Consider the following 12,085-nt stretch of genomic DNA (forward strand, 5'->3'; position numbering starts at 1 on the left):
GTAAATCCTGTCGAAAGAAACTTACGCATACTGTTGCCAGGCGCTTTTGTGGAATTCACTTAGCTCCTGAACTAAAGAGGGCGGGCTAATCACGTTTACCGAATTACCCAGGCGAGCCAGTTCATAGACCAGTTCTTTATTGACGATAATCGATAGCTTCACCCGAAGTTCATGCTCGCTGTCGACCAGGACATCTTCTTCCTGAAACGGATAAAAGGGTTGTGCCCGAAAAATCAAACCCTGCTGGCGTGTGAAAGAAAGAATAACCTCTTCGGGTGGGTTATCGTAAGCGGCTACACCCAGTGCCTGATGGAAATAGATGTTCGCATCGAATTCGGGGGCATCGTACGATTCATGGGTAATCTGTACGGAACCATCGACAATCCGATCTAACCCAAATACTCGGATTGACTGATAATCAAGTTGCCAGCCTACGACGTACCATCGATTGCGGTGTTCTTTAATGACATATGGAAAGAGCCGATGCATTTTCGTTTTCTCCGTATCGAATCGCTGGTGGGCGAACTCCACTACACATCGTGCATGAATAGCTCGCAGAAACACGTCGACCCACTCACTGCCTTTTACAAACGGCACCGATTCGAACAGAATATATTGACCGTAATCATCGACCGCATTGGTACGAAACCGGACGGCCTTGTCAATCTTATCGACCGTTCCGCGCAGGTCATCGAATAAATGGAGGTGCTGATACTGATTCAGCGTGGCAACAGCCGCATGAAGTGCCGTCAGGTCTTTATCGGTTAGCGTAATGGAGGCCGCCAAATTAAACGGGCGTGTGTAGTAATAGCCTTTCGGTTTGCGACTGTACTCGATGGGTGCCTCGTGAACCTCTTTCAGATAAGCAATATCCTGCTTAATGGTCGATTGAGCTACCTGGCATAAATTGGCCAGTTCTTCGGTCGTAGCGGGGCGATTCCCCCAACGGTTTAGGCGACTGTTGATAGCCTGTAACCGCTCTTCGCGATTCTTGACAATGGGCATGGTAGATAAATGGTGTAGAAATTTTCACAAAAATGTGATGTGAACGCTTGCGTATACATAGGCTGTACGGAAGCAAATCTACTTTTATGCCGTTAACTAATGTCAAAGGAAAAAAATAGTAGAAAAACGGGTAAACCTCATTCACCTTTCAATCCCCACCGAGATACATAAATATGCAGTTCAAGTTAACCCTCCGCCCGGTCGCCCGCCAAACGCTGGTACCCTTCAATTATGCGTATCGGCTCAGTGCGTTCATTTATGGCGTGCTAGCTGACGCCGATAAACAATACGCCGAGTTCCTGCACTCGCAAGGCTATCAATTTTCGCCTACCCGACGATTCAAACTGTTTACGTTTTCGGATTTGATCATGCCCAATGTGAAGGTCGATGTTCGGGCGGGAGGCATGTGGGTAAACTCCCCACATATAGAGTGGATCGTTAGCTTTTATATTGACAAAGCAGCCCAGCATTTTATCATGGGCTTGTTCCAGGATCAGCGTTGTGTGATAGCCTCACCCCGGCATCGAGCCAATCCAGGCCGGGCGGAGTTCATTATTGAACGCGTAGAGGCTGTTTCGGTAGAGATTACTCGTGAAACCATTCAATTACGTACCCTATCGCCAGTCGTGATTGCGGAAAAAGACGAACGAAGCATCGATCAATATTTGCATCCAGCCGACGAGCAATTTGGTCCGTTGCTCATCACGAATCTATTGGCCAAATACGGCAGTATTCAACCGGCAGTGCCAGCCGGAACCGCATTTGTGGAGGAATTCGATGTATCGTCGGTAGCCTATCGCTTATTACCAGCCCCAGGCCGAAACGCGGCCCAGCCCAAATCTCGTCTGGTAACTATCAAGGAAGGCTCACGCGAAGAGACCCGAATAAAAGGCTATTACAATTTCCAATTTGAACTAAGCGGACAGAGGGAGTTACTGGAACTAGCTGTGCTGGCTGGGGTAGGGAGGTATAATGCGGAAGGGTTTGGGGCCGTGGGAATTAACTAAGTGTAAAGATGGGAACAATTTCAAATCCACTCTGGCACAATTTTGTGTATCTTTGCATGCAACTGGCTGGTAGGCCTGTTTCCATAACTCAATTCATGTTGGGGGTTGCCAGTATTGGCACGGGGGCAGGAGGATCGACCAGTTTTTTTATTGACCAGTCATCCAGTCGAAAGGCTTTATCTTTTCCAATCGTAGTCGATTGGCTCCTCCATCATATTCTCTCTGATGATCGTACAGGTCAATTACTGATCCGACTTGTTGCTCAACTGTTTCCCAAAATCGGACCTCCCCGCGTATCAAATAGCGATGAAGCGCCCATAGAAAATAGTCTACAACACTTAGTTCTGGCATTTGGCTACTTTGCTGAATCTGACAATCATAGACTATGGTTTTCTCAACAGACAAATGGCGATTATCAGCTTCAATGGCTTTATCGACGGCTGATACTAATTGCTTTAGTGTCGTTTTGGGCTTATGAGCCAGATAAATCTTATGTGCAGTATCTTCTGTCAGACGGTTTTGCAATAAATGATGAACCAAGTCGAAATAAAACTCAGACGGATTGTTGTTATGCTTATGGTTGAAAATTTCTAGGTCTTTTCTAGCGATAACGGCATGGAAACGGATACTTGAGTAGGTTCGTATGAACTTGAAAAATTCAGATCTGACTTCGGGGTGATCTTTGCGGGCGTGTAGAAACCAGTCTGGCTTCTGAACAGTGTAGATGCTTCGGTACAGCGAATCCGTCAGTATATGCTTTTGAAATTCAAGTATAGCTTTTTCTAATTCTTTTCGATCAGATGTTTCAACTAATCCAAGAATTAATAAGGGTTGATAGCCCGGCTCCCCAACCAATAATTTCTTTCGCTTACCGTAGAATTCTGGGTCTCCGCATTCGTCAATGAAAAGGTAATTATGGTGCATGTGGGATAGGTGGTAAAAATGACTTGGACTGGTACGATTTAGGAGCTTTTCGGCAAGCTTTTAATGTTTTCAATTCCCTTGTCTAAGTATGATTTACAAAATTATACTTTTATATATTCTTTTCAGCTTATAATGTGACAAAATATTAATATATGCTTAAAGAACTCGTCCAATTCACACAATCCCTCAAAGAACAGGAGATAAACAACATTGGTGTAGTCCCCAAAGAAGGGCTACACATCGTTCTGACTCTTAAACAGGAAGATAATCAGGTCTACTGGCCACCTGATGGGTTTATCTCAGGAATCTACACGAAGAAAATGGTAGGACTGACCTCGTTTCTTCAGGAGTGCGCTGCTTGGGCACAGGCGGCTTGGATGGTCAATACCAATAAGTGCTTCGACTTGCCAGCTAAAGGAATTCACTCCTGTTCGCCGTATTGCCTGGCTTTCAAACGAGAGTCCCTGAAAGGCGGAGCCAAGTACGCAGATGCTAAGACAAAACTGCCGGAGCGTATAAACGCCTATTTCGCCAAAGCCATTGATTTGTTGGAGGATGAAGCCGAGAAGCAGCGTATCGAAGTCTTCAAATATGCATTAAACAGCGAAGAAAAGCTGGATGCTATTTTAAGCCAGATTCCAGAATATGAGTCGCTGAAAGATGCGAACTACATTGTCTTTTACCTGAATGATCCGCTGGAAGCTTACCAAAAGACTAATACGAAGTATTTAGCTGATAAACTATTCAATACGAATCAATTCAATCTGTCAGTTGATGATGTGGTGTACGGTACAAGCGATTTTATTAATGGCTTTTCAACTAAGAAGGCGTACCGATTGCACCAAACAGCTTCATTCGACATTGCCGGCCGTATTTCGTCTGTCGAGGCTCGTACTTTATTCGAATTTCACGACATCATTGATCGTGGGATTCTACCAAGACCGTTGCCCATTTTTGTCGATCGCGATGAATTGAAGAAGGATGCTGTTGCACTGTTTAAAAAAGGTGCAGAAGACGGCGAGCGAATTGGCTACAAAGAGATTATCGAAACGCTGAATGAAAAGCATAATGACGATGTAGGAAACTACTATCTCCTGTTCTATCTGGCTGGTGAAATCAAGGATTTTGACTTTGTTTCCAAGTTTGAATATTACCTGAACGACGAAGCGGGTAAACCGTGGAAAGTAGCTGATTACTTCTCTATTAATTACCAGCCAACGGTCAAAAATGTCTTCGACTTTCAGTACTCTATTCTAGTATCCATTCTGAACAACTCGCTAGTTGTCAAAACAAAAGTGGGCGGGTTTCAATACAAATTCTTCGACGATATTGATGCAAAGTATTGCAAATCAGACAATACCTATCTGCTAGTCATGAAGTATCGTAAAGCCTTTTATGATTTTATCTATAAATCAAAAAGACAGGCAGTTACGCAGCTGATGTTCGATGATATTTTACAGACCAGCATTCTTGACGATCTACGGCTGGATGAAATCAAAAATAATCGGCATACCCAAGAATATTCGATTCGCCAAAAGCTAAATATCTGGTTCAGCCTTTCCGAAAACTTTGAGCGTAAACATAAACCCGTTGAAACTATGGCCAATAAGTTACAGACACACCGAAAATTCATTCAGCAGCTTACGAAAAACGAAGCTACCATCGAGACCGACGAGCAATATGCTTTTACAGTCGGGCAGGTTATCTATTATCTGCTGACCAAAAGTAAAACCAGCGATACCAGCTACAAACGACTGGAACCCTTTCTGCAACAGATTCATGCGAAGGAATTGAATAAGGCCATTGCCCGCTTATTCGATACGTATAAACACGAAACGTTCTCGTCCAATTTTCGTACGCCATTTGCCGAAGTTATGGCATACGAGACAAAAGCCAGTATCCGAGACCTAATGCCGACTACGCTAGCGGGGATTTTCTCCCAAAATGCGCTATTCAGCGACAAGGAGAAAAAAGAGGAAACAGGAACTGATTCAACTCCAACCGAAGAATAAAATCAACCTTCAACCACCCAATTAAACAACTACCATGAGTCAATCCTTTAAGAATCGCGTTTTTGGCTGTGCCATCATTAAATCAATTAATTCGAATTATAACGCGGATTTTACGCACCAGCCCCGCACTCTTCCCGATGGTACAGTTTACGCCACCGATAAAGCGTTAAAATATTCTATTCGTAATTACTTCGTGAAGCACTTAGGTGAAGAGCGTGTTTTTTACTTCAAAAGTTTGAGTGACGAAATGCAGCCTCGTGATCTTGACCAGACGTACATTAAGCATTTTACCGCTTTTCCAACGGCTGAAAAAGGCAAAGATGCTGCGGTAAAAGTCCGTAAGCAGATTCTCGAAAATCTATTAAAATGCATTGATATACGGCTGTTTGGTGGCACGTTTGCCAGTTCAGGAGCCAATCTTTCATTGCATGGCACAGTGCAGTTTACGCATGGTGTTAACCGCTTCCCGGAGGGAATTATTTACTCGGAGCAGATTTCGTCGCCGTTCCGGAATTCCAACGATAAAAGCGCCGATTCGATGCAGACGACCCTTGGAACTCAGTTTAAGTTGCGCGAAGGTCACTACGTTCATCACCTGTCAGTCAATCCCCGAAATCTGGAAGACATGGCATCGTTGGTCAGTAGTGATGGCGTTACAGATGAGGATATTGTTAAATTGAAGCAGGCATTACGTTCGGGTGTTACACTGTACGATTCATCTGCCAAAGCGGGTACCGAAAACGAACTATTACTTTGGGTACAACTCAAGCCTGATTCCAAGTTAGTCTTACCATCGTTTGTGGAATTGGTGAGTGTGACTGTTGGCGAGAATGAAAACCGGGAAATCGACTTGACTAAAGTGAGTGCCATTCTTGGTCGGGAACATATCAAAAGCCAGATCGAGAAAATTGAGCTTTACTATGATCAGGCTGTAACGACCGTATTGAATGCGCCCGAAGGTGCTGAGATTCTGGAACTAAATTAACTCGGCAATGGCGAACCAGAAACTGATTTCGTTCGACTTACGGGCAGACTTCGGGTTTTTCAAGAAACCCGACTACAACGATGGTATTCTGTTATCGTATAACATGCTCCATAAGCCGGCTTTGCTAGGAATCCTTGGGGCTATTATTGGTCTGAAAGGCTATAGTAAAAAAGGCGAGTTTCCAGAGTATTACCAACGACTCAAAGAACTGCCTATTGGTATTCAGCCATTGGATCATGAAAAGGGGAATTTCCAGAAAACCAGTGTTAAATATACCAATACCGTTGGCTATGCTAATGATGATGGCAATTTGCTGGTAGAGGAAATGATGTTGATTCAACCGGCCTACCGTTGCTATTTGTTGCTGGATATAGAAAACCCCGACCACAGTAAGTTGTATGAATATCTGAAAAATGGTCAGGCTGAATACATTCCCTATTTGGGCAAAAATGAATTTCAGGCGTGGTGGTTGATGGACGATGATGGAAGTGTATCGCTAAAAGAATATAACCATGAGGCTTTTTTGCCTAGCCAAGATTTCCTGCTAAACACACTATTCATTAAAAGCAACCCTTTAAAAAATGAGCAAGTAACTGTCAAGATTTCGTTCAGGAACAGAACTGTATCGAACCAAGCTACTTTCTCCTACTTCGAGCGACTACCGGTGAATTTTCATGAGTCGTTGGTTCAATACCAGCTTTATGATTTTGCTTACACAGACTTTACACTCTCGCAGGAATCCACCATTAACAATCTCTTTCAGATTGAAGATGAGCAGGGTACTAAAACCATCGTACAACTTTTCTGACGTATGATTTCTATCCACACTTTATACAAAGAACGAGCAACAATTGCCGCCCTTCTCCAACTGCATGAACAGTACTGGGCGCATTTACCTGCTAAAGGTGAAGAAGACCTCAAACGGCCTGAAAAACTATTTGAGCACTGTGATTTAGTGAATGACTATTTTGAAAAACTTTGTGATGTTCATGGATTAGAGCCAATTATCAACCGGCTCATCCTGAACCTCACGAAGGATTCTTTCAAAAAAGAAAGTAAGATTAACGATTGGATTAAACGCCTTTTCGTCAATACCATAGCCTTTCATGACTTTGGGAAAGTAAACGAAGATTTTCAGGCTTCCCGAATGCGGAATCCGATGTTTAAGCCAAACCCGCAGAGTCCGTTTACACCAGCACATGGACACTCCTGGTTAGGTGCGTATATGTATGTAGGTTATTTTCTTAGTCAAATTGAGCAAGACAATGAATTAGATGAAAGCGAATTGCAGTATTTGACTGTTCTCATCTTGCAATTTTCCTACACGATTATAAAGCACCATAGTCCTTATGTAGATGAGGTCAAAGCAGGTTTACAGAAAGCTGATTTTGGGAGTTACTATACTCAGGTTCAGCATTATCTACGACTTTATAATTTCTCGTTTGAGCAAGGTCTATCTGAATTTATTTTTGGCAAGTTTGACCCTTTTTGGACTGAATTTGAACGGGTTTCCGGTTCATCATTTGCGCTTTTTGCCCTTTTGAAACTCAATTTCTCTTTGCTTACAGCGTCGGACTATCTGGCAACGCACGAGTATATGAGTGGCGATGTGACTAATGACTTGGGTATCTTGAAAGACCGTGATCGCATTGAGGCAATTATCCAAAACCTCCGCCAATTTGAGCATAACAAAGACACTTTTGAGCAACTGGAGTCTGGTTATGTATTTAAGGAGCAATCCCTACGGGAAAAGTCTAGAGAGAATTTGAACAAGCTGCGCCGGGAAATGGCAATCGAGTTACTTCAAACTATTCGGAAATTTTCGGATAAGCGACTTTATTACATTGAAGCCCCGACAGGTGGTGGGAAAACCAATCTGTCGATGATTGCTTTGACGGAGTTATTAGATAAGAACTCAGAGCTTCAAAAGGTATTCTATGTTTTTCCGTTTACAACACTAATTACACAGACCTATAAAGCTGTGCAATCAACACTACAATTAACTAATCTGGAATTAGCGGAACTTCATTCTAAGGCTGGTTTTCAGAGTAAAAGCGAAGCAAAGAAAGAAGATGATATGTATGGTCGAGACAAGAAAGATTATATCGACAATCTGTTTGCGCTCTATCCGGTTACGCTGCTTTCTCATGTAAAGTTCTTTGATATTCTGAAAACCAATTCAAAAGAAGCTAATTACCTGTTGCACCGACTGGCTAATTCGGTGGTGATTATTGATGAACTGCAATCCTATAACCCCAAAATATGGGATAAGATGTTGTACTTCATTAGTCAATATGCAGAGGCTTTCAATATCCGATTTATCCTTATGTCTGCTACGTTGCCTAAACTGGATAAACTGGATTTGAAACTCAGACCTTTGCCTGTATTTCAGGAGCTTCTACCTAATGCACAGAAATACCTTCAAAATCCAAATTTTGCTGAGCGAGTACACTTCAACTTTGAGCTATATGACCGTCAGTTTGACGCCAAAAACGAAGATGATTGGAATGAATTAGCCAAGACGGTTATTGATAAGTCAACGCAGTTTGCAGAGCAGAACAAACAAAACGGTAGCGTTCACACGATTATTGAGTTTATTTATAAAAAGTCGGCATCTACGTTTAAGCAGGTTATTGAAAAAGCCGATCACCCGTTTGATGAGATATTTGTTTTGTCAGGCACTATTCTTGAGTTTAGACGACGCCAGATTATCAATCAGTTAAAGAATCCAATTTATCGAAGAAAAAATGTTTTGCTAATTACTACACAGGTTGTAGAAGCGGGCGTAGATATCGATATGGATTTAGGTTTCAAGAATATCTCACTTTTAGATAGCGATGAGCAACTAGCGGGGCGCGTTAATCGGAATGCGAGTAAGGGCCTTTGCGAGGTTTATTTATTCCGATTAGATGATTCGCGAGTTTTGTACGGTTCTGATTATAGATACAAAGTGATTCAGGAAGGTAAAATTTCTAAGGAAATAGCTCAGGAAATACTTTCAAAAAAGCGATTCGATAAACTATATCAGGAGGTTTTTAGCAAGATTGATGGTTTTAATAAGGGCGCTTATGCCGATAATTTTTCTAGCGAAATTCTGGATCATCTGAATCGGTTAAATTTTACCCAAATCGACAGGAACTTCAGAATAATTGATCAGCAGAATGAATCGGTTTTTGTGCCCATTAATATTCCTGCTTGGGTCGAATCCACAGAAGAAGGCAAACTTGAAGCGATGTTTTCCGAGGATGATCTTGCATTCCTAATTCATTATGGTGCTTATAGAGACGGGGATGAATTTATTAATGGAGAATCGGTGTGGAGATGTTATGAGCGATTTATTTGGCAGGACATTGCTAATAGAAAAGCAGGAAAAGGATTTGATTTAAATGATCGAATTAATTTCAAAACGTTACAAAGCATTTTAGGGAAGTTTACTTTTTCACTTATGGCCCATTCAAAGACCATAGACAAAATGAAAAGCTTTTGCCTGAATGCAGATACGACGTATGGCTATTGGTATTTGTCCCATCACAATAAGGTGTATAAGACAGATGCAGGTTTGATGGAAGATGCATTTGATGACTCTGCAAACTCATTCCTTTAGACTATGAATGTCACCGGCTCACTCATCGGCATGTATCACATCTGCAAACGTGAACTTTGGCTGCATGTCAACCACATTCGTATGGAGCATAATTCCGAGCTGGTCGCTGAAGGCAAACAACTACACGAACAAGCCTATCCGCAACGCGCTGAACGCTACCGCGAAATCACGCTCGATGGGTCGAAAATCGACTTTTACGATCCGCACGACAAAGTGATTCATGAGATTAAGAAGTCGGATAAGTTCGAGCATTCGCACATTGCACAGGTGCAGTTCTATCTGTATTTGTTACGCAAAAACGGCGTGGAAGGCGCTACGGGCCTGATCGAATATCCTAAGTTGCGCCAGACCGAACGCGTTCAGCTTGAGGAAGCCGATGTTCCAATGGTAGAAGCCTGGATACGTGACATCGAGCGGATTGTGGAAAGTGAGCAGTGTCCCGGTCGTATCGAAAAGTCGAAATGCCGATCGTGCAGTTACTTTGATTTTTGTTACGTAGAAGAAGAGTAGTTTTTTTGACAGGATTAACTGGATTTTCAGGATTACTTTTTCATTGATGGGCGTCACATGGTAAATAAATCCTGTTAATCCTGTCAGAAAAAATGCAACATGAAGCTATTACTAGTCAGATCATTGCAGCTGCTTATGCTGTTCATAATGAGCTTGGGCCTGGGTTTCTGGAAAAGGTATATGAAAATGCGCTGTATGTCGAATTGCTCAATCGAGGTATTTTGGCCGAACAGCAAGTAAGCGTACCCGTATTTTACCAACAGGTTCAGGTCGGCGATTATGTAGCTGATATGCTGGTTGAGCAAACGATTTTGATTGAGTTGAAAGCTGTGGAAACCATCCATTCAAAGCATGAAGCCCAGCTAGTCAATTACCTCACGGCGACAGGATTGGAGATTGGTTTGCTGATTAATTTCGGGAGTAGTGTAACGGTTAAACGGAAGTATCGAACGTATAAAAAGTAGTTTTCTGACAGGATTAACAGGATTGACATGATTTTACTTGCGTAAGACGACTGTCTACCTAGAAAAGTAATCCTGTAAATCATGTTAATCCTGTCAGAAAAAACCTGTCGATAAAACATGAAACAACCTAAATACCTCTTCAACGCGGGTCGGATGAGCCGGAAAGACAACACGCTGAAGTTTACACCAGTCGATGAAGACGGCACCGAAGGGCAACCCCGTTACCTTCCCATTGAACAGGTTGGCGATTTGTATGTATTTGGGAGTCTGGATGCGAATAGCGCTCTGTATAACTTTCTGGGGCAGGAAGGTATTGCCGTCCATTTCTTCAATTACTACGAGCATTATACCGGCTCGTTTATGCCGCGCGAGTATTTGCTGGCGGGAAAGATGCAGGTCGATCAGACGAAGCATTACCTATCGGCCAAAAAGCGCATCGATATTGCCCGCCGATTTGTGGAAGGCGCGGCCAATAATATCCTTCGGGTCCTGAAGTACTACGACAACCGAGCCCGTGCGACCGGTACGCCGGAGCGGGACCGTAAAGCCAAAGAATTAACCGACGCCATCGTGACCATCGAACGTTTATTGAGTACCGTTCCGACCACTACAGACGTCCCAATGCTCATGGGCATTGAAGGCAATATTCGCCAGACCTACTACAGCTGTTTCGATGCCATTGTTGGGCAAACCTTTTGCATGGATGGGCGGAGTAAACGGCCACCTCAAAATGAGCTTAATGCGCTTATTTCGTTCGGTAATATGCTGTGTTATACGGCCTGCCTGAGCACCATTTACCACACCCAACTCAACCCGACGATCAGTTTTTTGCACGAGCCTGGTGCTCGGCGGTACTCCCTGGCGCTGGATCTGGCAGAAGTATTCAAGCCCATATTGGTCGATCGGTTAATCTTTCGGATGGTCAACAAACGGCAACTGCAACCATCCGATTTTCGGTCGGAAGTGGGCGGGTGCGTTATGAAAGAAGCCGCCCGGAAGCGATTTGTACAGGGTTTCGACGAGCAATTGAAAGAAACAATTAAGCACCGGGCCCTGGGGCGGAGCGTTAGTTACCGGCATTTAGTCAAGCTGGAATGTTACAAGCTGCAAAAGCATCTGCTGGGCCTTGAAGAATACCGGCCGTTTAAGGCGTGGTGGTAAGTTTTAAAGAGTGAAAGGGTGAATGAGCGAATGAGCGATTAGCTGACGCGAAAATTTTCACTCATTCGCTCATTCACCCTTTCACTCTTTAATTATGTACGTAATTCTAGTCTATGACATGGGGCAGAAGCGTGTCGGAAAGATGCTGAAACTCTGTCGACGGTATCTGAATTGGATTCAGAATTCCGTATTCGAAGGCGAAATGACGGATGTGCAGCTAAACGAGTTGCTCTACGAAGCCCGGCGTATTATGAAGGATGATGAAGACAGCCTGATCCTGTTTAAAAACCGCGATAAAAAGTGGTTGGATAAACAGCTTGTGGGTAAGGAACGGCAATCGACCGATGATTTTTTATAAGGGAGTGGCGTTCCGATTGTCGTCAATCGCCTTTATCTGTTCATTGACTTATGGT

The 12,085-nt window shown here is 43.2% G+C and carries 11 protein-coding genes; 9 read left to right on the forward strand and 2 right to left on the reverse strand.

Annotated elements, in window-relative coordinates:
* Positions 1-21 precede the first annotated feature (21 nt).
* A complete protein-coding gene (locus ACYVGR_RS06400) occupies positions 22-1,005 on the reverse strand; it encodes a helix-turn-helix transcriptional regulator (protein WP_460954727.1) in 984 nt (327 codons plus the stop codon).
* Between the two features lie 173 nt (positions 1,006-1,178).
* On the opposite strand from ACYVGR_RS06400, the gene cas6 reads away from it, so the two are divergent.
* Complete coding sequence (gene cas6, locus ACYVGR_RS06405) at positions 1,179-2,012, forward strand: CRISPR-associated endoribonuclease Cas6 (protein ID WP_460954729.1); 834 nt, start codon at positions 1,179-1,181, stop codon at positions 2,010-2,012.
* Between the two features lie 147 nt (positions 2,013-2,159).
* Here cas6 and ACYVGR_RS06410 read toward each other — a convergent pair whose 3' ends face one another.
* On the reverse strand, positions 2,160-2,936 hold the full coding sequence (locus tag ACYVGR_RS06410; protein WP_460954731.1) for a hypothetical protein: 777 nt from the start codon (positions 2,934-2,936) through the stop codon (positions 2,160-2,162).
* A 152-nt stretch (positions 2,937-3,088) separates the two neighbouring features.
* Here ACYVGR_RS06410 and ACYVGR_RS06415 point away from each other — a divergent pair, with 152 nt between their 5' ends.
* From ACYVGR_RS06415 to cas2, 8 genes are all read left to right on the forward strand, one after another.
* Entirely contained in the window at positions 3,089-4,948 is a 1,860-nt protein-coding gene (locus ACYVGR_RS06415) for a hypothetical protein (protein WP_460954733.1), read from the forward strand.
* Positions 4,949-4,982: 34 nt separating this feature from the next.
* Complete coding sequence (locus tag ACYVGR_RS06420; protein ID WP_460954735.1) at positions 4,983-5,933, forward strand: type I CRISPR-associated protein Cas7; 951 nt, start codon at positions 4,983-4,985, stop codon at positions 5,931-5,933.
* A gap of 7 nt (positions 5,934-5,940) precedes the next feature.
* Positions 5,941-6,741, forward strand: a complete 801-nt coding sequence (gene cas5b, locus ACYVGR_RS06425; RefSeq protein ID WP_460954737.1) for a type I-B CRISPR-associated protein Cas5b — start codon at positions 5,941-5,943, stop codon at positions 6,739-6,741.
* A 3-nt stretch (positions 6,742-6,744) separates the two neighbouring features.
* On the forward strand, positions 6,745-9,537 hold the full coding sequence (gene cas3 / locus ACYVGR_RS06430; protein ID WP_460954739.1) for a CRISPR-associated helicase Cas3': 2,793 nt from the start codon (positions 6,745-6,747) through the stop codon (positions 9,535-9,537).
* A 3-nt stretch (positions 9,538-9,540) separates the two neighbouring features.
* On the forward strand, positions 9,541-10,047 hold the full coding sequence (cas4, locus tag ACYVGR_RS06435; RefSeq protein WP_460954741.1) for a CRISPR-associated protein Cas4: 507 nt from the start codon (positions 9,541-9,543) through the stop codon (positions 10,045-10,047).
* A 92-nt stretch (positions 10,048-10,139) separates the two neighbouring features.
* Positions 10,140-10,511 carry a GxxExxY protein gene (locus tag ACYVGR_RS06440; RefSeq protein ID WP_460954743.1) on the forward strand — a complete coding sequence of 124 codons (372 nt, stop codon included), beginning with the start codon at positions 10,140-10,142 and terminating at the stop codon, positions 10,509-10,511.
* A gap of 117 nt (positions 10,512-10,628) precedes the next feature.
* Positions 10,629-11,672, forward strand: coding sequence for a type I-B CRISPR-associated endonuclease Cas1b (cas1b, locus tag ACYVGR_RS06445; RefSeq protein WP_460954745.1), 1,044 nt, complete (start codon positions 10,629-10,631; stop codon positions 11,670-11,672).
* Between the two features lie 94 nt (positions 11,673-11,766).
* Entirely contained in the window at positions 11,767-12,030 is a 264-nt protein-coding gene (cas2, locus tag ACYVGR_RS06450; RefSeq protein WP_460954747.1) for a CRISPR-associated endonuclease Cas2, read from the forward strand.
* Positions 12,031-12,085 lie beyond the last annotated feature (55 nt).

The sequence above is a fragment of the Spirosoma litoris genome (assembly GCF_054776755.1).